Below are 22,854 nucleotides of genomic sequence, written 5' to 3'. Positions count from 1 at the left end.
GGATGGTGCCTCAAGAGGGATTCGAACCCCCGACCTTGTCCTTACGAAGGACCTGCTCTACCAGCTGAGCTATTGAGGCGATGCGGAAGCTCGTTTAACGGCAGCGCGCGGGTCATGCAAGCGTGGACTGCCGGGCCGGCGCGCGGTTGACCACTACGCATTCATCCCGCATCCTGACGCCGACATGATCCGCCCGGCGGGTTACAGTGGTTTATCAGATATTTGGCAAGGTCATTTGGATGTCCGGGAATTCGCAGAAGTCTTATGTGCTAGACACCCACCGGCTGCGCGACCCGGAAGAGACCCTGGCCATCGTCAAACCATTCCTCAAGCAGATGGGCATAACCCGGATCGCCAACCTGACGGGACTGGACCGGGTTGGATTGCCGACAGTGATGGTGACGCGGCCAAACTCGCGCTCGGTCGCGGTGTCGCTGGGCAAGGGGCTGTCGCTGAGCGCAGCCCGGGCTTCGGGCGTGATGGAAGCGATTGAATCCTGGCACGCAGAGCGGATCGAACTGCCGCTACGGCTGTCCAGCTTTGCTGATCTGGCGGTGGAGTATGTGGTCGATGCCGACCGTCTGCCCAGCGTCACCGGCGGGCAGTTCGACCCTCATCAGGCGATACTGTGGGTGCTGGGGCGCGATCTGCCCTCGGGCCAGCCCTGCTGGGTGCCGTATGAGATGGTGGACACCGATTATACCACCTCGCCCGTGGCTGGGCAGCGGGCGTTTCCGCGAACGACAAACGGGCTGGCGTCCGGCAACAACCTGACCGAAGCCAGTTGCCACGCGATCTGCGAGTTGATCGAGCGTGACGCCACAACGCTGTGGCACCATCAGGGCGCAACCCCGCGTGTTGATCCCCTTACAGTGGACGACCCGCGTTGCCTTCAGGCGATGGAACAGATTTCTGCGGCGGGGCTGGATTTGGGAATCTGGGACACGACCTCGGACATAGGCATCGCCAGCTTTCGCTGCGCGATATGTGAGGGCGGAGGCACGACGGGCCATATCGGCATCGGCGACGGCTGCCACCCGGATCGCGCCATTGCCCTACTGCGGGCGCTGACCGAAGCGGCGCAAACACGGCTGACCTATATCTCAGGGGCGCGCGATGATCTGGACCCGGAAGAGTTCTCGGACACTGCCCGGAACTGGCGCAGCGGATACATCCGCGAACTGATCGATGGCTCGGCGCCTATCGGTGATTTCACCGAATGCCCAACCTACGTGACCGGATCTTTCACGGATGACCTGTCTTTGTTGCTGGCGCGCCTGTCCGAGGCAGGCATAGATCAGGTGGTCACTGTTGATCTGTCGCGACCCGAAATTGACATCGCAGTGGCGCGCGCGGTGATACCGGGCTTGGAAGCGCCCCATGACGATCCCGACTTTGTCGCAGGCCCCCGTGCGCGAGCGGTGATGTCATGAGTGTGGTTGTCTTTGTCGGGCCAACGCTACGGGCCGAAGCCGTGCGCGAACATCTGAACGCCACTATCCTGCCCCCGGTTCAGCAGGGCGATGTGTATCGGGCAGTGCGGGAAAAGCCGCGTGCGATCGGGATTATAGACGGGTATTTCGACGGGGTGCCCTCGGTCTGGCACAAGGAAATCCTGTGGGCCTTGGAGCAAGGTATACCGGTCTTTGGCAGTGCCAGCATGGGTGCGCTGCGCGCGGCAGAGCTGGCGGATTTCGGGATGATCGGGATCGGCCAGATTTTTGAGGGTTACCTGAATGGTGCCATCGAAGATGATGACGAGGTGGCGGTGCTGCACGGCCCTGCCGAGCTTGGCTTTCCACCGCTGAGCGAGCCTATGGTCTCGATCCGCGCCACCATTGCGCAAGCCAAGACAGCGGGTGTGTTGTCGTCAGAGACGGGCGACGCGTTGCAGCAAAAGGCGAAAAACCTGCACTACCGTGACCGGGTTTGGGATCGCATCCTTGAGGGCACTTCTGACCCGCAACCCTTTCTACGATGGTTACCCGACGGGCAGGTGGATGCGAAAGGGGACGACGCCCGCGCGATGCTGGCTGAGATGGCCCACTTTCTGAATGCTGGAACGAATGTGTCAGACGCACATCGCACCGAACGGACGCTGGTCTGGCGTGACCTCTGCGCCCGTGTGGATGGGGAAGCCGCACAACAGGATAGCGAGGCGCGGGCGCTAGTGGATGAGCTGCGGCTTGATCCGGTTCTCTACGCGCATCTGCGTGATCGCGCAGCGTTAGGCTTGCTGTCTAAGGACGAGACCCGCCGACAGGGTTTGGAGCCGGATAAAAACGCCGTGGTCAAGCAAATGACAGAGCATCGGCTGGAGGCCAGACTGCCCCGCCACGCGGATTTACTCGAATGGCTGGAAGAAAATGACCTGACCCTTGTGCAGTACGAGGCGATGCTGGCTGACAAATCCCGTATCGAAATCGCAATCCAGACGCTGGCCGAGACAATGGATGCCGCTTTGCTGACCGAGCTTCGACGCTCGGGCGACTACAGCGCGTTGCGCGACCGGGCGCAGCGCAAAGCGGCGCTGTTGCCGGATCAAAGCAACGCTGCAACCCGGACGCGCGCCTTGATCTGGTATTTTGAAACACGTCTTGACCAGAGGGTGCCGGATGATCTTGACTCCTACGCGATCGGGCTTGGCCTTGAGGGGCGCGATACCTTGGTTGATTTGATTGCCGCCGAGTTCATGTTTTGCCAAGCTGGTGGCGATCCGGTTGACCAAGAGGCCGGATTGGCAGCCGGTCTGCACGCCGGCGGATAACGGGAGGGAAAATTGGCAATCTGGCCCGACTATTCAGAGAATGACCCCCCCGGCACGCGGTTCTTACTATATCCGCAATCGCCCTTTTTAGAGCCGAATTCCAAGCCCGAACTGGTCGAAATATCGGCCCCGCAAGGGACCATAGGCCCAGGCCCATCGGGCCCCCGCATGTATGCGATGTACCCGGTCGACAAAACGACCCCCTATGGCGCGATAATCGAGGGTGAAGACGGCCCCGAGATGTATCTGCCCGCATGGGACGGCTATATCCTGCCGCCGCCCGAGCCCGATGAGTTTGGCAATTTCATCCATATCGATCCCGAGGACCCGGCCTTTGAAGCCGCCCATCTGTTCGGAGCGGCCCATTTCACCATGGATGTGTGGGAGGGCTATTTTAATCGCCCGATCCCCTGGCATTTCGCGCGTGATTTCGAGCGGCTTGAGCTATCGTTGCTGCCAAGTCTAGATAACGCGCATATCGGTTGGGGATTTCTGGAAACCGGTGGCACTCGCGATATCGGTGACGAATACCGCCCCTACAGCCTGAACTTCGATGTGGTCGCGCATGAGATCGGCCATGCCATCATCTACAGCGTGGTCGGCATGCCATCCGAAGAGGATGCGACCGGCGAATATTATGGGTTCCATGAATCGGCGGCCGATATGGTGGCGCTGTTGGCGTCGCTGCATTTCGGCTCGGTCGTGGATGAATTGCTGAAAAACACACGCGGCAACCTTTATACTTATAACCGGCTGAGCCGCTTTGCCGAGCTGTCGCAGAACTCGCAAATTCGGATCGCCGCCAATGACCGGACGCTTTCTGAATTCTCGCATGGATGGTCCAGCGAACACGCCCTGTCGGAACCACTGACCGGGGCGATGTTCGATATTCTGGTCGATATCTACCACGAACGACTGGTAGCACATGACGTGATCGACCCGGAGATGGAGGAGCTCTCGGACGAGTTGGAAGGGACCGACGAATACAATGCGATCATGCAAGACCTGTTCGACGAACATTACGCAGCCGACCCCGAAGGCTTTCGGGTCGCCCTGATCGAAGCGCGGGACCTGCTGGGTTCCTATCTTGCAGATGCGTGGGAGAAATTGGACCCCGATATGCTGAGCTACTTCGGCGTTGAACGCGCCTTGGTCATGGTCGATCACGAGGTCACCGGCGGCGCATTCCGGCAGATTATCGAAGGCAATTTCCGCATGCGCCACATCGGATTGACAGCGCCCGGCCCCCGTTTGACCAAGCCCGACGGCACGAGCCATGCCGCATCGGTTCGTACGCTGTCACCCGAGGTGAATGAACCTTAAAGTCTTTGTTTTTCCCCCGCTATTGTGGCAGGTTACGCGCACGGGGTGATAATAGTGACATTCAACGCGCACTGAATGCGCAAACCGGGACAGGCGAGGCAATCGGCAGCGTCGACCCCCGATAGGGAGAAAGTGATATGTCTGAGTCCTTACTCAGTTTTTCCGAGGTATTACTGTTTGGGCGAGAGTTAAGTGATTTAAAACTGAAACAACGCTCGGTCCGGTTGGCCGAAGAGGTTGAGGAAGACTACGACTTCAGTAAGAAATTCACCAAAATCGACGGCGTACATGTCCGGGAAGACGATCGTGTTCTGGTCCAGGTCGGGGATGCGGCAAACGAAAAGTCCGGCATCTACAAGGTCATCAAGGACGGCGACAAGTTCAAGTTCGACAAGCGGAAGAAGGTTCCGCACGACTCGTTTGTCTACATCCGTCGCGGACGTCAGTTCAAACATACCCACTGGCAGCAGATCGCGAACCGGCACTCGGAACAGCTGTTCATCGAACAGGATGGCCGCCGGAGGGGTCGTGGCGTCAATAATTTCATCGGGGACCAGTTCGGAGGCGATGCACGACTGGCCCGGATTTACGGCTTCGCCTATGACGGCACCTATTACGAGATGCCAGAACCCACGATCTTTCTGGTGCATGGCGAAGGCGAGAGCGCGACGGGTGGCAACCTGCCCCATGGCTTCAAGCTGCAGACCAGCAATGACGCTAACGCGCCGGACACCACGCAACAGGCCGCACGCGCGCCGATGAACCCCTCGGTTTCGGGCGTCGCGGCAGCGGATTACCAGATGGCCAATGACATCCGCGTCTGGAACTACGATCAGGCCGATTACACCATCCGCATGGATATCGCAGCCGGTCAGATCGAAGACGTGCTGCTGGACGTCTATTTTGAATATGACGCACCGATGATGTCCGGAGCCAAGGTCTCGGGCGCCAAGGTGAGCGGGGCCAAGGTCTCGGGCGCGAAGGTCAGCGGGGCCAAGGTGTCCGGTGCTAAGGTGTCAGGTGCCAAAGTCAGCGGCGCAAAGGCACGTGGTGAATAGGAAGGTTGAAATGATCCTGACCGATTGACGTTTGGTTTTATTCCAACGTCTGCTTTGGGTTGGCGGGCCATTTATGCCTGACCCGCCATCCCTTTCGAAGATCAGAACTTGCCGTTTTCGTGCGCCATTTCGGCTGGCGTAGGCGAAACGACGTCCCAATGTTCAACGATCTTTCCATCTTCGACGCGCCATAGGTCGAAGAAGGCCCAAGGGTTCCCGCTGACGGTGGCATCTGAGGCGACAAAGACAAAGTTGCCTTCGGCCACCACAATCTGCGGCTCGAATTTGGTGATCACATTCCCCTGCTCTGCCCAGGCTTTGGTGCCCTCGATCAGGCCATCGATCCCATCAGCAAGCATTGGATTGTGCTGCATATAGACCTCGGAATACATCGGAGCTTTCTCGGGCGCGGCACCGCCCAGAACGTCACGCACAAACCCCAGAACCAGCGCCTTGTTTTCTTCTGTTTTCTCAAGATCGGTGATCTCGGTCGGCCCATCTGTCATGCCACGGCCCGACACTGTTGTTTCAGGAACGGGCTGCAAATTGTCCCAATGTTCAGCAACTTTGCCATTCTCGACGCGGAATATGTCAAAGGCGGCGAGGGTCGGTGCACCAAAAGCGTCCGCGTTGTCGAACGTGCTGTGCAATACAACCATATCGCCCTCGGTGATGACCCGGTGGGTAGTTGCAGTCATCCCGGATTGTTCGACCAAAGGGATCAGGCCGGCCAGGCCTTCGGCTCCGGTCGGGACTTGCGGGTTGTGCTGAATATAGTCCGGGGTAACGAGCTGTAGCGCAGCTTGCGGGTCATGTTCAGCAAAGGCAGCCGTAAAAAGTGCGATTACAAGTTCTTTGGGGGACATGTTGATTTCCTATGATTCGTATCTACTGGATACGTGGTAGCAAATCCATACTTCATTTCAATTACGTACTTTAAAATGACCTGGTACGCTTGAGGCTACTGCCCGAATTTTCAGGGAGTTGTACCGAGGCCAACGTGACGCTATTGTGCGATTAAGTTTCGAAACAATACCAGAGATTGATATGCTACCAATTGGTGTTGCCAACAAGGCAGAAGCTTCCAACTGCTCAATCCGTTCCGTACTGTCCAATGTGACGGGCAAATGGCGGATGATCATCATCCTTGCGCTGGAGGATGAGCCGAAACGCTTTGGCGATCTCAAGCGCTGTATCGGAGACATCACACAAAGTGTGTTGACCGAAAACCTGCGCGGGTTGCAACGTGATGGTTATTTGACCCGCACCGTCGATCCCGGACCGCCAGTGGCAGTGTCCTATGAATTGACGCCTTTGGGCAGAAGCTTGCTTGAAATGCTGAAACCGCTTGTCTTCTGGTCGCATGAACAAATGGATGAAGTCAGGCGGTTACGCATGCAGTTCGACCGCGAACAGGCGAGTTGATTTTTATAGGCAAGATCGGGCAGCAGCTCAGAACCCGGCCTTTTTGAGCCCCTCGACAAAATGCTGCGTGTCGTCAGACAGGCGGTCCGGCTGAACCTTGGCCCAGCGCGATAGTGAGAAATTGGGATGCGCTGCGCGGTGTTTGTCGGCGATCTGGCGGGCCATTTCCAACTCGCCCTTATGGGCATAGCTGGCGGCCAGCACGCGCTGCCCTTCGGTCGGGTTGTTCATCTTGTTCACGCATGAGATCACATCGTCATAGCGTTTGAGATTGTAATAGGCCCCGCCCAGATGCCACAGGTACTGATCGGGGAAATAGGGGTTCAGGCGCATCGCCTGCTGCAGATGTTTGATGGCGGTTTCGTTGTCGCCCCAATGGGCCAGCGCATCGGCGTAGTCCGAATGCATGTCCGCATCGTTGGGGTTCAGCTGCAGGGCGCGTTTGTAGGATTCGATCGCCGAGTCATGCTCTTTGCGATAAAGCTGCACATAGCCTAGCTCTCCAAACCCGCGCGCGTCTGTGGGATCAAGCTCCACCGCGCGCTGAGCCAGCGACAGCGCCTTGTCCAGCGCGCTGTTTGGGTCTTCGGTCCAGGAATAGCGCCAATCGATGTTGAGCGTGCGTGACAGGGCTGCTGCAGCCCGAGCATAGCCGCCGTCGCGCTCAAGCGCGGATTCGTAGCAATGCTGCGCCTTGCGGTTGTCATTGCGGGTGTATTTGAAAATATGGTGCTGCCCCTGCAGAACCGAACCATAAGCTCGCAGATCTGACGGGATTGCCTGCACCATGCGCAGCTTTTCATGCGACTCGATCATGACTGCAGTGGCGGCAACGATGCACTCGGTCACCTCATCCAGGATGTCGAAGATATCGTCGAGCTTACGGTCGAACCGTTCACCCCAGATGGTGCGTTCGGTGTTGGCGTCGATTAGCTCGGCCGTGATCCGGATACGACTGGACGAGCGGCGCACACTGCCGCGCGCGATATAGCGCACGTTCAGACGCCGAGCGGCCTCTTGCGGCGACATCGACTGGGTCTTGAAGAAGAACGAGGAATTCCGGGCAATGATGAACAGGTTCCGGAATTTGGACAGGTTCATGATGATGTCGTCGGTCAGCCCTTCGGCGACCCAGCTGTCATCTTCATCCCCGCCTTGGCTAGTAAAGGGCAGCACCGCAACCGACGGGTTATCGGGCCTTTCAAGCACTTCCAGCTGCATCTCAGGACGTAGGGTTGCGGCCATTGTTGCACCCTCGACCTCGGTTCGGACACAGTAGGTCGCGACCGGAGACATGATGTTCTTGAGCTGCTTGGGACCGAGGAATTCATAGCCATAGCGCAGGCGGTTACGGATCTGTTCATAGACGGCTGCGCTGACATAAACCCGTTCTGGCTCGGCAATCTCCTGCAGGCGGGCAGCGATATTGACGTTGTCACCGTGGATGCCGCGTTCGTCCATCAGAACTTCGCCCATGTGAACGCCAGCGCGAAATTTGATGTTGTGCTCGTCATCCCGCGCCTGATTATGTTCCGCAGCGATCCGATGCAGTTCGATGCTGAACTCTACTGCACTGGTCGCCGTGTCGAATAAAGCAAGGATGCCGTCACCGCGCACTTCGATGATTTTGCCCTGATACTTTGAGCAAGCCGATTCAAGCTGCGAAAGCAAAGACTTCAACGCGTTATACGTATCCATCTCGTTCTCGCTCATCAGGCGGGAATAGCCGACAACGTCGGCAAAAAGCACCGCGCCTAGTTTCTGTTTTATTGATGCGTCCGAACCGGTCGTGTTCACTGGCAATACTCAATTGTGTTGTCATGTCGAATCCGACAGGACTGTTTTAGCAAAAAATGACTCAGAATACGTAACATTTTAGGTATCTGCACCGGAATCGGGGGGCCAAGACCACCCAGAGGCATCAAAACTGACCACTGTTTGGGTGCCTAACTCCTGCGCGAGCACCTCTCGACGCGCGATCCAGTCCTGCTGCAACATGCCGACGACAACCATGTCATGGAACTGCCCATCCGCGAACCAGGCTTGACGCATCGTGCCCTCGATCTCGCAGCCGATTCGCTGGATCAGATCTCGGCTGCTGTGATTGTCGGCCCGGTAATACGAGGTGATACGGTTCAGGCCCAGTTGCCGGAATGCGAAATCCAGCATCAGCGCAACCGAACGCACCGCCACGCCATGTCGACGGATGGATTTGTCGACAAATACCGGAACCACCGCATCCCTGTTGACGCTAGAAATTGCTTCAAGCCCGGTCATCCCCACCAGATCACCACTGTCAGATTCGATAGCGAACCAGCATTTGCAGCAGTCCTTTGAGGCGTTTATCGCGTCTTCCCAATATTGTTCGGTCTGTACCAGGTTCTGAGGAATGCGCGACGTTCGGTCGAACAGTGCCAGGTCATGGATATCCTGAAACCAGCGCGCAACTGTTCCCAGATCCGCCTTTTCCAAAGGGCGCAATCTGAACAACCGGGGTGAGCTATCGGGCAAGAGAAAATATCCTCCGAGTACAATTCTGAAAATCTATTCGCGGGATACTAGCACGAAAATTTCAGAAACAATAAGAGGTTGTTCACACAACGCAGCTGTAGGCCGCTACCCGCTGAACGGGTGCAGCCGACAAACTTGTAATGGGTGGCAGGTCGTAAAGAAGCGTTACGATCAATCAGCGGTTTTCAGCGCGAATAAGGAAGATGTTGCGCAGGTAGATGGACAGGCCCATCGACTGACCCAGAATAAAGACCGGGTCACGGCGATAGATCGCATAGCTCAGCAGGATAAGCCCGCCGCCGATCGAAAGGTACCAGAACGCCATCGGGATAACGGATTTCTTGGCGCGCTCGGACGTGATCCATTGCACGATAAACCGGGCGCTGAACATCAGCTGACCGGCCAGACCGATAAAGACCCAGAGCGCCTCGGTCGGGCTATCGACGTGCAGGATTTCCAGAATGGTTTCTTTCATGACCGGGACGCCTCGGTTGCGGAAACGGATTTGGCGCGGCGGGTCAGCCAGACGACGCCGAACAGATCCCAGATGCCGACCATGGCCCGCCCGAAATTGGTGTATTTGGATTCGCCCGACAAACGCTGCTGATGCGCCACATCCACCAGCGCGATATTCCAGCCATAGGCCTTAAACAGGGCGGGCAGATAACGGTGCATATGATTGAAAAAGGGCAGATCGAGGAAAGCCTGCCGTCGGAACGCCTTGAAACCGCAGCCGGTGTCACGTGTGCCGTCTTTCAGCATCCAGCCCCGCAGTGCATTGGCAAAGCGCGAGGCAAGCTTCTTTGACGCAGTGTCTTGCCGGCCAACCCGTTGCCCCGCCACCAGGCCAATCGAGGCATCACCACCCGACACCAGCGGCGCCCAAATCTTTGGCAGCTCTTCCGGCGGGTTCTGTCCGTCGCCATCCAGCGTGCAGCAGATATCCGCGCGTGCCTCCTTGACGCCGGAATGCACGGCAGCACTTTGGCCACCGGCCGTTTTGTGCTGCAGGATGCGCAGTTGCGGACAGTCTTTCTGCATCTGTTGCAGCGCCGCAAAAGTGCCATCGGTCGATCCATCATCAACCGCGACAATCTCGAACGCGGGCAATTCGGTCGCAGCAGTGCAGATGCCCTGGATAAGACCAGGAACAGCCCCCTGTTCGTTATGCATGGGAATCACGATCGACACGGTGGGTCGATTGTCAGCGTTGGCATCATGATCAGCATGCATGGTGGATAGCTTTACTTGTTTCAGTCTCAGGGCTTTTGCGGGATCAACGGCGAAAATTCAAGTGGCCACCGCATCGCAGGCCAACATCTGCGCAACTTGTTGGGGCATTGTTCAGCGATGGGACGGATTGCACCGTGTCTCCTATTCAGGGGCGGGCGTGACACCGGTTGCCGACCAATAGACCAAACCCTCAACCGCAGTTGGCTGCGTCTCGAGCCCGATTAGGTCAGGTGCCAGCTCAGACAACTCACCCTCCGAACAGAGCCCTCGCAGCGGGCCGGTGGTATAGCCGAACCTGTCGAGGTATTTGTGCAGCTCCAGCCGTCTGAGATAGACAAAGCGCCTACCGTTGGAAGCAAAGACCGATGCGGCCCCGGGCGGTACGCGCAACTTGCGGTCATAGGCGCAGAGCAGCAGGGTTTCATCCGGTTGCAGCATTGCACCCAAAGGGGTCAGAATCTCGGCCTCGGGCACGCCCAAACGCACGCGACCCTTGCCCAGATCGGTGGCATCGCGGTCATAGAACAGGCCGCCTGCAACAAAGACCAGACCCAGCGCGGCCACCATCCCGGCCCAGCGCAGGCGCTCGACCGAAAACAACAAACCGGTTGCCGCGACCATCAGCATCGGCAGGATCAGCAGGGTGTAGCGTGCATAAACCTTGCCGGCTGCGGCCCACATCATGATGACGAAGAACGCGGCTATCCCTGTTGCAGCAAGAAGTCTGGGCCGCTTTTGCAGAAATGGCAGAGCGCAGATGCCGACAAAACCCAGCAGCCGCAACCACGGCTCGCCCGAGATGATCAGATCATAGAGCTTCCCGAAGCCGCGATCGCTGAGCGATGGGCGAAAACGATCCAGCATCTCGCCTTTGATGTTGCCATCAAGCGAGTCGCCAAAGAGGAACCGAAGCTCTTGCAGGATCGGCCAGGCGAAGGCCAGCGGGATCGCAATCTTGAGTGTCCGGCGAAACGTTCTGTTCTGCCAGATCTCGCTGAACGGTTCCGTCTGCCATCTGTTGGTCAACTTCAGCGTCAGTAGTGCCAGCGCTAGAAAGGCCAGCGGGGTTGGGCTTTTCTGCAAGGCGGCCAACACCAGAGTTGCGCCGAAATAAGGCCAGTATTTCGGCTTTTCCAACGCTGCCAACAGGGCTGCAATTCCAAGGGTCGAAAAGAAAACCGCACCGGTATCAAGCATCGCGGATGTGGCGTGTTGCCAGAACTGAAGCGACGTGGCCACCAGCAGGACCGAAGGCAGCATGGCCCAGGGGCAGTCCGGGATCATCACCCGCGCCAGTACGGCCGTTGCCATCAGCGCGCCCAGCGCAAAGATCATCGACGGCAGGCGCAAGGCCAGAATATCAGATACGCCAAACTCCATCAGCAGTGCAGACATCCAATACTGCATGGGCGGTTTTTTCAGGCTAGGTTCGTTGTTGGAATAAACCGCCAGCCAGTCCCCATTGCGCGCAAAGCCTGTACTGCGGTCATAAGTGTAGAATTCATCGTAGTGATAGATGTTCCCAACACCCAGATCAGTCAGATACCAGGACCAGACCATGACCATCACCAATGCGGTGACGAAGTAAGGAAGCAATCTTAGCCAATTTGGGGAGGTACCGATCATGCTTTCCGTGGTCCTATCGCGTCATAGAAATATGTGGTGTTGATCCCGCCGGGCCTTGTTTGAAACTGCCGCGCGTCGCGCTCCCATTATTGCGTCGCCCGTCCAAGAGCAAGAAGTTTAGAAGGGCGACCGCGCTTGTCAGACTGCAGGCTCGGCCTCGTCGGGCAACATCAGGCTCAGCTCACCCTCTTTGAAGCCATCGAAGGACAAGTCCCAGCTGGCACCGGGCCAAAGCAGTTGCAACTGCTTCTTCGCAGGCCGATAGACCGCAGTATAGAGCGTGCCGAAACCTGATCTGAAAGCCGTTGAATAAAGCGGCGGACGCAGGAACGCATCGATAAACCGCTTCTCGCTTTCCGGGTGCTGATTGAGACGGTTGAGCAAGAACCTTTCGCGTTCCACGGTGGCCGTAAAGCGCGCATGCGTGGACCATTCGACATGGCCCTGATGGTTGGTCGCGACCGGCTGGTCCGAGATTTGCGGGTGCCGGTCTGGGGCTAGATAAACCGTGCTGTGGTTATACTTGGCATCCAGAACGGTGACGTTATAGCTCATGTGGCAGGGGATGCGGCACAGGCAGTCGACCGCCTCGGCCGTTGTCTCGCAGGTTTGAAGGACATAGCGCAGGATCAGCGGCACGCCAAAGCCGTCGCCGACCTCGCGCCGCCCGCCAAAGGTGAGCGAGACCGTCAGACCGGCATCGTTGATGCCATCAAGCAGACCCAGAACGCCGTCGCTCATCCCGATGATCCCGCGCCCGCCCCATTGGGTTTTCAGCAGAGCAGCGTCAAAGGTTTTTGGATGGTAGTCGTAATTGCGCACCAGAAACGGTGTTTTGCCACGCCAAATCGCCTGGCTGCAGCCCGAAAGATATTTCGGCGGGCAGTAAAAGCTGAGAAACCGCGCCTGGCTGTCGCTGCCGCCGACCAATTCGACGATCTCTTCATAAAGCGGCAGAATCTCGGGCATGTGCTTTTGCAAGGCGCGGAGGCATTCGCGATAGGTGGGGCGGGCCGAATATCCCTCTTGCGCCCACCATTTGCGGTAGGCGGGCCAGTATTCGGCAAACAGCCCGGCCAGCTTAGGACCGGGCTGTTCCTCGTCGATTGAGCGAAAAACAAGCGCCATGGGGCTTTCTACATAATTTTGAAGGCGGGGTCTTCCATCGGCTGTGCCGCAGGCAGCGGTTCAGCCGTATAAGCCGAAGTGATCCCATGAATCCACTTCTTCGATTTGTCCGTCAGTTTGAAGCCCTTGGTCATCGACCGCCCGCGAGTCACGAGGATACCCAAATCAGCGCCCTCATAGCGGTAATCACCGACATTCGAGATACGCAGGAAGAACGCTTCGTTCTCGCCCACCGCGCGGCGGTGATAGTCGAACCGGTCGAACACGACGCGGCCATCTTCCAGCATCTTGTAGATGCCCGACTGTGGGGCCTGCGTGATCCGGTCGACACTGTCATCGGTGTGTTTGATTACCATTTGCGACCAGCTGTCGATCATGTCCGGATCCGCCCAGCGGGCATTCAGTTCCTCGACATCCAGCTCGAAGGGCTTCTTTGAAAACTCAAGTAGATGGAACAGAAACAGTGGCGCATCAGCGTGCGCAAAGGCCGCGTGGTTGGTCATCGAGCTGGCGCCAGTGATACGGGGGTTCAATTCGCCCAACCACAGTTCGTCGGTTTTCTTATCGATCAGGAAGTCGAGTTCGAAATAGCCGCGATAGCCTGATTTGCGCAGCTCTTCCCCGAATTGGAAGGTCAATTGCCGCGCCTGTTCACGTGCTTTCGGTGGAAAGGCGGTTGAGAAAATCTCATTCCCGCACCAGCCGCCGCGATAGGGGGTAAGTTCCTTAAAGCCCACAAGCTCAGTCATCAGCGGGCCAACGATGGTACCCTCCGAGGTCGCACAGGCCTCGATCGCCGCCCCGCGACAGTCGATCCGCTTCATGATCTTGATCTCGCCTTCGCCGATGATCTCGTCTTTGTGCTTGTTGAAATCGGCCTCGGACTTGATGAAAAACGTCGTATGGCCACTGTCGCCGAAGGCGGATTGTAGCACCAGATCATTCCCCAATCCGGCCTTTTCGCAGATCTTTTTCAGGTGATCATAGCTTTTGACAACGCTCAGCGTGTTGGGCACCGAAGGCACACCCGCCTTATTGCCGATACGGACAGTTTCGATCTTGTTGTCACATTTGGTGCGCAGCTTGGCTTTGGGGAACCACAGCTGACCGCCCAGCTCCTTGACCAGCTTCTCAGTCGTCTCGTCGAACATCAGGAAGACAAACTTGGGCTTGCCACCGCGCCGCTTGACCAGGTCGATGACCTCTTTGTGCTGCAGCAGATAATTGTTGATGTCTTCGATGGACTGAAACTCATCATGCGGCATTTCCGAAGGCACAAACACGTTCGGATGTCGCCCGTCAAAGCAATCCATGTAGCAGATATAGGTGAAGTTCATCACCCATTCATCCAGCCCCAACAGGTTGAAATTGGTTGCCGATACGAAATAGATCGGGTCCTTGTTGGTATGGAAATACCGGCGGATTTCCGAGATGTTTTTCAGCACCTTCTTTGGCATGATTGTTGTCCTCCCTGACCCCTTAGGGGTTCTTTACTGACTTCAAAGCGTCTTCGGTAAAAATGCGCAGGCCCAGATCGGCACGGAATCCATGGATTTCCGAGACGTCCAGTTCCTGCATGAATTTGAGGATTTCGGGGCTGATCACCTGCCCCGGTACCAAAATGGGAAAGCCCGGCGGATAGGGAATCACGAAGGTGGCCGAGACCATCTCTTCCCCGGCTTCGAGCCGTTCCAACATCTCCTTGTCGGGTTCGACATAGTCGCAATTGTCTTCGTCATAGGACAGGAAAAACGCCGTACGGATGTCACCGGCTTCGGTACCTGCCTCACAGCGGAACGCATCGTGGAACCGACTAAAATCGGGCAGAGGTGGGACGTGTTCGCTCAGGTTGCTGACGCGCTTTTCGAAGGCCAGCTTCTCCATCTTCGAGGCATCGTCCATCAGATCGTCCAACTCCTTGGCGATCTCGACCAGCACCTCGATAAGATAGGCGACCGAGCTGCGCGTGGTGCCGATATTGGTCATGAACAACACGGTATTGCGCGAAGTCTTGTTGATCTGGATGCCGTATTTATCCATCAGGATCTTGGTCTTGAACGTATCCCCATCCCAGCCGGTCGCGCCCACATGCAGGGTGATACGCGTGGCATCCAGAACAAACTCGTCTTTGGCCCAGCAATCCCAAACATCGGCCCAGCCCTGATCGGGATCGAAATAGCTGGTCATGCCGCTTTCGCGATATTGCTCGGGGATCATGTCGCCCGCCGTGACCAGCTTGAAATACTTTCTAAGCAGCGGATGGGTCGTCACGGCCCGGCGGATTGCCATCGCGCTTTCGACCTGCCGCTGGACGAACTCGTACCCTTCGATCTCGACCTGTCTGCGGCCTACATCCAATGAGGCGATGATCTGGTAATTGGGAGAGGTCGAGGTGTGGGTCATATAGGCCTCGTGAAACGCCTCTTCGACCGCACCTTTGAACTGCTGGTCATTGACGTGGATCATCGAACCCTGCCGCAGCGCAGTGAGCGTTTTATGCGTTGATTGTGTGGCATAGACCCTAACGCGTGCATCGGGCGGAGCGATCAGGCGGGTGTTCAGAAGGGTTTCATCATCCGCGCCCTTCAGTTCCTCCTGCTGGTTGGCATAAGCCTCGGCATGTTCTGGGGTGCGGAATTGTTCGCGCAGGATATTGGCTGATCGCATCGCAGTACGTACGCGCGAATTTGGGGCAAAGCGCGCGTAACCGAACCACGCCTCATCCCACAGGAACACAAGGTCCTTTTTGATCGCCAGGCATTCCTGCATCACCCGCTGCACGTTGTAGACGATGCCATCGAATGTGCAGTTGGTCAGCAGCACCATACGAACCTGATCCAGCTTGCCTTCGGCCTTCAGGGTCAAAAGCTTGTGCTTGATCTCTCGGATCGGTACCGCGCCATACATCGAGTAATCATGCAGCGGATAGCTGTCCATATAGACCACGCTCGCTCCCGCCAGCACCATGCCGTAGTGGTGCGATTTGTGGCAGTCGCGGTCGATCAGCACGATATCTCCGGGCCGTACCAGTGCTTGCACAACGATTTTGTTGCAGGTCGAGGTGCCGTTAGTCGCAAAAAACGTCTGTTTAGAGCCGAATGCGCGTGCGGCAGCCTCTTGCGCCTCTTTTATCGGGCCCTTCGGCTCCAGCAGCGAATCCAGCCCGCCAGACGTGGCCGAAGTTTCCGCCATGAAGATATTTGATCCGTAGAACGCCCCCATGTCCTGAATCCAGTGGCTTCGACTGATCGATTTACCCCGGCTGATCGGCATTGCGTGGAACACGCCCGTGGGCTGTTTTGAGTATTCCTTGAGCGCCGTGAAGAACGGTGTCTTATAGCGCCGCTGCACCCCGCGCAGGATGTTCAGGTGTAATTCCAGAAAGTCTTCCTGATTGTAGAAGACCCGCCGGCACAGGCCCAGATCGAGACCGGCAATATCTTCCGCCGAACGGTCGGTGATTAGATAAGCGTCCAGCTCGGGGCGCAGCATGCCGATCCGGCGGCAGGTTTCAGGGCCGTATTCCGAAGGGGACAGCGCATCAAGATCGGCGCCCTCGCCATAGAGGCTGATATAGCGGCCCAAAACATTGGTTTCGTTCTTGGACTTCAGGCTAAGGCCCGGGCGAACAATGACCGCCTGTACATTCTGGTTGAACAGAACCCCGATCAGCGCATCCTCGACACTGGGAACGACAACGGTTTCATAGATAAACGGATCTTCGCTGCGGCGCATCCGTTGCAGGCTGGTTTGCAGGAACCGTTCCTGATGTTCGTTGACCTTGTCAACGATCATCACCTCGAAATATGGGCGGCCCAGCGCGCGGGCTTCATGGCTTTGGGTGGACTCGTCCTCAAACTCATCAACCTCGGTCTCATCCGCGATCAACGGGATCGAGCGGCGACGATAGGCCCCTGAGGTCAGCGCCCGCGACACCCGGCGCACGGCGGTTGAGAAATCGCCAAAGTTTCCATGGTCCAGCAAACGACGCAGATAGTCGAACGCCGATCCGCCCGGAAAAGCGAAATACACCTCGATCGGGGCCAGCGCCTGCAGCAACTGCCGTGCCCGGTCCCGATCTTTTTCGTTACCGCCCTGATCCAGAGACTCGGCCGTTTCCCGCAGCGCGCTCCATCGGTCTGCCCTCAGTTGCGAGGCGCTGTAGTAGTCCGAGATGGTGTGGAGCTTTTCGCTATCGGAAATGCCGTGCATGAAATTTTTCCTTTCTGCCGATACCGAAAAGCTGGGCCGGTATCAGTCTGTGCCAGAACGTCCTTTGTAGAGATACAGATTGTCGGGCTTGGTCGCGGCGTCTTCAGTATATCCCAGCGCCGTTCTGGGGTCGGATGCAGCGACGCCCGCAACGTCGCCTTTCTGCGGAATGCGCAGCGGGCCGAGCGTGTGCAGATAGGCATCCGCCCCGCTGGAACGGTCATAGACCGGGAACTCCGCCTCGCGGTCGCGGAAGCTTTTGAGAACCTGCCCCAGACCTTTCAGTCCGACCTCGCGTTGGCGGCGGACCTGATCAAGATCGATCTCGATAGGGAAGATATCCTCCTGTCCCGCAGACTGGTGCAGCACGGTGGCCGAGGGATCAACGACCAGTGAGCGGCCCACGCCCCCGGCGGCCAGCCCGTTCACGTCAAACACGTAGCATTGGAACTGCGCAGCGGTCGCCTTGGCGATCGACAGCTCGGCCTCGCGGTCGGTTGTGCCGGTCAGAACCGGGTGCAGAAGAACCTCGACCCCTTGGCTGGTCAGGTGGCGGGTGGTTTCGGGGAACCAGATATCGTAGCAGATCGACAGGCCAAACCGGCCCACATCCGGCACATCAAAGATGCAGAATTCGGTACCCGATGCTATGTTCTGTTCATAAGGCTTGAACGGGAACATCTTGGAGTATTTTGAGACGATCTCACCTTCGGGGTTGATCACCACCGAGGTGTTGAAAATCCGTCCATCTTCGTGCTTTTCGAACATCGATCCGGGGATCAGCCAGATCCCATAACGCCGAGCGGCATCCTGAAAGCGCGACAGGTCGTCATTGGGAAAGGGCTGGGCAAACCGGTCGAGCGGACCATGAGGCGCCAGTTCGCTGAACAGGGCCATCTGGGTCCAGGGGAACCGTGCCATCATAATGTCGATCCGGTGCAGCATCGCGTCGACATTCGACTGCAACGCACCGACATGCATCTGGATTCCGGTTATCGCAAAAGGGGTCATTTTTCGTTTCTTCTCATTTTCTTGCCGATTGCGACCGCCGATTTGATCCGGCGTTCTTCATCGGAACATAAAACCGTGTGGTCACGCAAGCCTGCTGTCCTCAGGCTATGGTTTTCCGAGGCGACTGCCTTCATACTGCGGCTTCCTCGGCGGTATCTTCTGCCTGCGGTTCCACAAAATCGATGTCGTTGCGAACCCAGAAGAACCGGAATCCGCAACTGCGCAGCCATTTCTCAAGCCGATCAAGGCTGGACCACTCCCGCCGCAGCCCGCGCGTGGATTCGACCAGCGCCCATTGGCCATCGACCAGAAAGTATACAGTCCAGGTATTGGGATGCGCCGAGTGGTTGGCAAAGCCGCCGCTGATCACCTCACGCGCCGTGCGAACGGCGACCGGATAGTCGCCGATGCGACCCTCAGCCGCGAGAATGGCCAGATCGTTTTGACGGATCGTGAATGTGGGAAGGGGGGCGTCGTTCATGCAGCCTCGATCTGCGCCGCGTCCAGCAGCGCTTTGCGCCGTTCACTGATATCCGCTGGCTTCAGGTTTTCGACGCGGGTCGCCAACGTCCAGACATGACCGAACGGATCGGCAATCGTGGCGCAGCGTTCGCCCCAATAGGTGTCCGCCGCCTCAGCGATCAGGCTGGCACCGCTTTCCAACGCGGCTGCAAGGGCAGTGTCCACATCTTCGACATACATATGATGCCCAATCGGAGTGACTGTGCCCGGAATGGCGGGGCCGTGCGCACCCCATCCGGCGGTGACAAACAGCATCGAGTTGCCGATCTTGATCGAGGCAAAGCCGGGGGCCTCATCCGCGTCATAGGCCTGTATCTTCGCATCAAAGGCACTTTCGTAGAAAGTTAGCGCGGCATCGACGTCGGCGACGGCAAGCGATGCGGTGCAGGTGCGATAGCCACGTGGCAGAGTGGCAGGTTTCTTTTTCATTCCGGTACTCTCTGAATTGGGCGGCGGACACCCTGGATTATCTGCAGGAATTTCCCGCACTATGCATCATACTGTGGATCAAACCAGGAGATACTGCAACACTATGATGCATAGTGCTGAAATTTCTGCCGTGATGCTTAGAATGTAGGCGGAGTACAGGCGCTGATGACCCGGCAAACTTCGGGGCCGACCTGCCTGAACCGGTGCGGGGTGCGACTGTCGAAATAATAAGCATCGCCTGGTCCCAGTACCTTGCGCTTATCGCCCACGGTCACCTCCACCCGACCCGAGATGACAATACCGCCCTCTTCCGCCTCATGCCCGTACATCACGCGACCGGTGTCAGCCCCTAACTCGTAAGTTTCCTGCAAGATCATCATCGCGCGACCATGCAGGTTTGATCCTACCTGCCGCAGAGACAGCCCACCCTTTCCGATCTCAGTAAGTTCTTCTGAGGCATAAAACACGGTCTGCTCAGGTTCGATTTCGAAGGAAAAGAAATCGGACATGCCAATCGGTATGCCTTGCAGAATACGCCGTAACGCACCAACCGATGGATTCATCTTGCCCGACTCGATCAGCGAGATGGTTGAGTTCGGCACATCCGACTTCTTGGCCAGCGCCCGCTGAGATAAGCCTGCACGCTCTCGCAAGGTTCGCAGGCGCAATCCGAGGGTCAAATCCTCTTGGCTGGTGTTCTTCATGTTCAGTATCCGCAACACTTGATCCTGCCGGGACGGTAAATCAATGGCTTATGAATCACAAGAAACAGGCTTTCGCTTGCAGGCGCAGATACTACAGTCGCGCAGTCAAACATACGGGCACCGCGCCCGGAAACGGGAAAGGACGCAAGATGCTGAACGCTCAGATTGCTGAACGCCGGAATACCTCGATCGCGCAGGGCGTGGGAATGCAAACGCAAGTCTATGTGGACCGTGCCGTGAATTCCGAGGTCTGGGATGTCGAAGGCAAACGCTATATCGATTTCGCCGCAGGCATCGCCGTTGTGAACACCGGGCATTGCCACCCCAAGGTGATGGAGGCTGTTCAGAAACAGGCCGCAAACTTCACCCATACCTGCCATCAGGTTCTGCCTTATGAGAGCTACATCCGCCTGGCCGAGCGCCTGAACGAGAAAGTGCCCGGCGACTTCACCAAGAAAACCGTCTTTGTCACTACAGGTGCCGAGGCGGTCGAGAATGCCGTCAAGATCGCGCGTGCTGCCACTGGCCGCCCGGCTGTAGTGGCCTTTGGCGGCGCTTTTCACGGCCGCACCTTCATGGGCATGTCGCTGACCGGCAAGGTTCAGCCCTATAAAGCAGGCTTCGGCGCGATGATGCCCGATACCTATCACGTCCCGTTCCCGATCGATCTGCATGGCACCTCGACCGAAGATTCGCTGGGTGCTTTGACTAAACTGTTCAAGGCCGATCTTGATCCGGGCCGGGTGGCCGCGATCATCATCGAACCGGTTCAGGGCGAAGGTGGCTTCTACCCCGCTCCGGCTGAGTTGATGCGTGGTCTGCGCGCGCTTTGCGACGAACATGGCATCGTTCTGATTGCCGATGAGGTACAGACCGGCTTTGCGCGCACTGGCAACCTGTTCGCGATGGACGCTTATGACGTCTCTGCTGATATCACCACCATGGCCAAAGGTCTGGCCGGTGGTCTGCCGCTGGCCGCCGTCACCGGTCGTGCCGAGCTGATGGACGCCGCGCACCCGGGTGGTTTGGGCGGAACCTATGGCGGCAACCCGCTGGGGATCGCCGCCGCCCATGCTGTGATGGATGTGATCGAGGAAGAAGACCTGTGCACGCGCGCCAATGAGCTGGGCTCGCGCTTGAAACAGCGTCTGGAATCGATCCGTTCCCGCACGCCCGAGATCGTAGATATTCGTGGTCCGGGCCTTATGGTTGCGGCCGAGTTCAACACGACCGACGGCAGCGCCCCGAATCCCGATATGGCAAACGCCATACGGGTCGAGGCATTGAAGCGTGGATTGATCCTGCTGACATGTGGCGTATATGGGAACGTAATTCGTTTCCTCGCGCCGTTGACGGTGCAGGACGAAATCTTCGCCGAGGCCATGGATATCCTCGAAGCCTCGATCGACGCTGCCAAAGGAGCCTGAACATGCTGGATACCAAAGTGACCAAGCTGGAGCTGAAAGATCCCAGCCTTCTGGAACCCCGCGCCTATATCAACGGTGAATGGGTCGAAGGTGAGGCAACGTTCCCTGTCTACAACCCCGCGACTGGTGATCTGATCGCCAATGTGACAGATGTCAGCATTGAAGGCACAACACAGACCATCGATGCAGCTTACGCTGCGAAGAAGGAATGGGCTGCTCAGACTGGCAAGGAACGCGCCGCCATTCTGCGCAAATGGTTCGACCTGATGGTCGAAAACGCAGACGATCTGGCAACCATCCTGACCGCCGAGATGGGTAAACCCTGGCCCGAGGCGCGCGGTGAAATCCTATATGGCGCGTCCTTTATCGAGTGGTTCTCGGAAGAGGCCAAGCGTGTTTACGGCGACGTCATCCCCGGCCACCAGCGCGACAAGCGCATCGTGGTGCTGAAGCAGCCCGTGGGCGTAGTGGGATCAATCACGCCTTGGAATTTCCCCAACGCGATGATCGCGCGCAAAGTTGGCCCGGCGCTGGCCGTGGGCTGTACTTTTGTGGCGCGCCCAGCGACGTTGACGCCGCTGTCGGCGACGGCGATGGCGGTTTTGGGTGAACGTGCGGGTATACCAGCGGGCGTGTTCAACGTGATCCCGGGCACAGACAGCTCGGGCGTTGGTAATGAGCTTTGCACCAATGACAAGGTCGCCAAGATCACCTTCACCGGCTCGACCCGTGTAGGACAGATCCTGATGCGTCAGGCGGCGGGCACCATCAAGAAGATGTCGCTGGAACTGGGCGGTAACGCACCATTCATCGTCTTTGACGATGCCGACGTGGATGCCGCCGTGGATGGCGCGATGATCGCGAAGTTCCGCAACAATGGCCAGACCTGCGTCTGTGCCAACCGCATCTATGTGCAGGCGGGCGTCTATGACGAGTTTGCTGCCAAGCTGGCCGAGAAGACAAAATCTTTGAATGTCGGCGACGGCTTTGGCGACGGCATCACCACAGGTCCCCTGATCAATCAGGCGGCGGTCGACAAAGTTGAAGAACATATCTCGGACGCGGTAACCAAAGGGGCGACTGTAACGCTGGGTGGCAAACGCTCGGATCTGGGTGGAACATTCTTTGAACCCACCGTTCTGACTGGCGTAACCCGCGACATGGTTGTGGCAAAGGACGAAACCTTCGGCCCCGTCGCTCCGCTGTTCAAATTCGAGGAAGAAGACGACGTCGTCAGCATGGCCAATGACAGCGAGTTCGGCCTGGCCTCGTATTTCTACAGCCGCGATCTGGCGCGCGTCTGGCGTGTGGCCGAGGCGCTGGAATCGGGCATGGTGGGCATCAACACTGGCCTGATCTCGACCGAAGTCGCCCCGTTCGGCGGTGTCAAACAATCCGGTCTTGGCCGTGAGGGTTCGAAATACGGGATCGAGGATTTCCTTGAGATGAAATATCTCTGCATGGGTGAAATTCAGTAA

The 22,854-nt window shown here is 57.6% G+C and carries 21 protein-coding genes and 1 tRNA gene; 7 read left to right on the top strand and 15 right to left on the bottom strand.

Going from position 1 to position 22,854, the window contains the following annotated elements; genetic code table 11:
* Positions 1-3: 3 nt before the first annotated feature.
* Positions 4-79: transfer RNA gene (locus ACR0DK_RS18330), tRNA-Thr, on the bottom strand.
* 160 nt (positions 80-239) lie between these two features.
* Between ACR0DK_RS18330 and ACR0DK_RS18325 the strand changes: the two genes are divergently transcribed.
* The 4 genes from ACR0DK_RS18325 (at position 240) to ACR0DK_RS18310 (ending at position 5,148) form a co-directional block, all read left to right on the top strand.
* The gene (locus tag ACR0DK_RS18325; RefSeq protein ID WP_480737478.1) at positions 240-1,433 is read left to right on the top strand and encodes a YcaO-like family protein; all 1,194 of its coding nucleotides are present in this window, start codon (positions 240-242) and stop codon (positions 1,431-1,433) included.
* A complete protein-coding gene (locus ACR0DK_RS18320; protein ID WP_480737476.1) occupies positions 1,430-2,767 on the top strand; it encodes a TfuA-like protein in 1,338 nt (445 codons plus the stop codon). Before ACR0DK_RS18325 ends, ACR0DK_RS18320 begins: the two co-directional genes overlap by 4 nt.
* Positions 2,768-2,779: 12 nt before the next feature.
* Complete coding sequence (locus ACR0DK_RS18315) at positions 2,780-4,090, top strand: gluzincin family metallopeptidase (RefSeq protein ID WP_480737474.1); 1,311 nt, start codon at positions 2,780-2,782, stop codon at positions 4,088-4,090.
* Positions 4,091-4,227: 137 nt separating this feature from the next.
* Positions 4,228-5,148: a pentapeptide repeat-containing protein gene (locus tag ACR0DK_RS18310; protein ID WP_170397991.1), complete on the top strand. Its 921-nt coding sequence runs from the start codon at positions 4,228-4,230 to the stop codon at positions 5,146-5,148.
* Between the two features lie 101 nt (positions 5,149-5,249).
* Here ACR0DK_RS18310 and ACR0DK_RS18305 read toward each other — a convergent pair whose 3' ends face one another.
* Complete coding sequence (locus ACR0DK_RS18305; protein WP_170733793.1) at positions 5,250-6,014, bottom strand: nuclear transport factor 2 family protein; 765 nt, start codon at positions 6,012-6,014, stop codon at positions 5,250-5,252.
* 181 nt (positions 6,015-6,195) lie between these two features.
* On the opposite strand from ACR0DK_RS18305, the gene ACR0DK_RS18300 reads away from it, so the two are divergent.
* Positions 6,196-6,573, top strand: coding sequence for a winged helix-turn-helix transcriptional regulator (locus ACR0DK_RS18300; protein ID WP_170397987.1), 378 nt, complete (start codon positions 6,196-6,198; stop codon positions 6,571-6,573).
* Between the two features lie 27 nt (positions 6,574-6,600).
* Here ACR0DK_RS18300 and ACR0DK_RS18295 read toward each other — a convergent pair whose 3' ends face one another.
* The 13 genes from ACR0DK_RS18295 to ACR0DK_RS18235 form a co-directional block, all read right to left on the bottom strand.
* The gene (locus ACR0DK_RS18295; protein WP_480454420.1) at positions 6,601-8,322 is read right to left on the bottom strand and encodes an adenylate/guanylate cyclase domain-containing protein; all 1,722 of its coding nucleotides are present in this window, start codon (positions 8,320-8,322) and stop codon (positions 6,601-6,603) included.
* Positions 8,323-8,448: 126 nt separating this feature from the next.
* Positions 8,449-9,084, bottom strand: a complete 636-nt coding sequence (locus ACR0DK_RS18290) for a GNAT family N-acetyltransferase (RefSeq protein ID WP_170397983.1) — start codon at positions 9,082-9,084, stop codon at positions 8,449-8,451.
* Between the two features lie 175 nt (positions 9,085-9,259).
* Positions 9,260-9,559 carry a lipid-A-disaccharide synthase N-terminal domain-containing protein gene (locus ACR0DK_RS18285; RefSeq protein WP_039542759.1) on the bottom strand — a complete coding sequence of 100 codons (300 nt, stop codon included), beginning with the start codon at positions 9,557-9,559 and terminating at the stop codon, positions 9,260-9,262.
* A complete protein-coding gene (locus ACR0DK_RS18280) occupies positions 9,556-10,317 on the bottom strand; it encodes a glycosyltransferase family 2 protein (RefSeq protein WP_170407982.1) in 762 nt (253 codons plus the stop codon). Before ACR0DK_RS18280 ends, ACR0DK_RS18285 begins: the two co-directional genes overlap by 4 nt.
* A 141-nt stretch (positions 10,318-10,458) precedes the next feature.
* On the bottom strand, positions 10,459-11,943 hold the full coding sequence (locus ACR0DK_RS18275; RefSeq protein ID WP_480737469.1) for an ArnT family glycosyltransferase: 1,485 nt from the start codon (positions 11,941-11,943) through the stop codon (positions 10,459-10,461).
* Positions 11,944-12,081: 138 nt separating this feature from the next.
* Positions 12,082-13,071 carry a C45 family autoproteolytic acyltransferase/hydrolase gene (locus tag ACR0DK_RS18270; protein WP_170594995.1) on the bottom strand — a complete coding sequence of 330 codons (990 nt, stop codon included), beginning with the start codon at positions 13,069-13,071 and terminating at the stop codon, positions 12,082-12,084.
* A gap of 8 nt (positions 13,072-13,079) precedes the next feature.
* Entirely contained in the window at positions 13,080-14,528 is a 1,449-nt protein-coding gene (locus ACR0DK_RS18265; protein ID WP_170407976.1) for a biotin carboxylase, read from the bottom strand.
* A gap of 22 nt (positions 14,529-14,550) precedes the next feature.
* Positions 14,551-17,283 carry an aminotransferase class I/II-fold pyridoxal phosphate-dependent enzyme gene (locus ACR0DK_RS18260; protein ID WP_480737467.1) on the bottom strand — a complete coding sequence of 911 codons (2,733 nt, stop codon included), beginning with the start codon at positions 17,281-17,283 and terminating at the stop codon, positions 14,551-14,553.
* 42 nt (positions 17,284-17,325) lie between these two features.
* Positions 17,326-18,294 (bottom strand): carbon-nitrogen hydrolase family protein, encoded by a 969-nt coding sequence (locus tag ACR0DK_RS18255; protein ID WP_170425418.1) that lies wholly within the window; start codon positions 18,292-18,294, stop codon positions 17,326-17,328.
* Entirely contained in the window at positions 18,291-18,428 is a 138-nt protein-coding gene (locus tag ACR0DK_RS18250; RefSeq protein ID WP_170684571.1) for a hypothetical protein, read from the bottom strand. Before ACR0DK_RS18250 ends, ACR0DK_RS18255 begins: the two co-directional genes overlap by 4 nt.
* On the bottom strand, positions 18,425-18,775 hold the full coding sequence (locus ACR0DK_RS18245) for a hypothetical protein (RefSeq protein ID WP_170397963.1): 351 nt from the start codon (positions 18,773-18,775) through the stop codon (positions 18,425-18,427). Before ACR0DK_RS18245 ends, ACR0DK_RS18250 begins: the two co-directional genes overlap by 4 nt.
* Positions 18,772-19,245, bottom strand: coding sequence for a VOC family protein (locus ACR0DK_RS18240; RefSeq protein ID WP_170407970.1), 474 nt, complete (start codon positions 19,243-19,245; stop codon positions 18,772-18,774). The genes ACR0DK_RS18245 and ACR0DK_RS18240 overlap by 4 nt, the downstream gene beginning before the upstream one ends.
* 137 nt (positions 19,246-19,382) lie before the next feature.
* Entirely contained in the window at positions 19,383-19,949 is a 567-nt protein-coding gene (locus ACR0DK_RS18235; RefSeq protein WP_170425413.1) for a cupin domain-containing protein, read from the bottom strand.
* Between the two features lie 149 nt (positions 19,950-20,098).
* Here ACR0DK_RS18235 and ACR0DK_RS18230 point away from each other — a divergent pair, with 149 nt between their 5' ends.
* Together ACR0DK_RS18230 and ACR0DK_RS18225 are read left to right on the top strand one after the other, a co-directional pair.
* The gene (locus tag ACR0DK_RS18230; RefSeq protein WP_223117341.1) at positions 20,099-21,376 is read left to right on the top strand and encodes a 4-aminobutyrate--2-oxoglutarate transaminase; all 1,278 of its coding nucleotides are present in this window, start codon (positions 20,099-20,101) and stop codon (positions 21,374-21,376) included.
* Between the two features lie 2 nt (positions 21,377-21,378).
* Entirely contained in the window at positions 21,379-22,854 is a 1,476-nt protein-coding gene (locus ACR0DK_RS18225; protein ID WP_480737462.1) for an NAD-dependent succinate-semialdehyde dehydrogenase, read from the top strand.

Source organism: Ruegeria sp. CE6 (assembly GCF_056537485.1).
This window is presented reverse-complemented; position numbering and strand designations above follow the sequence as displayed.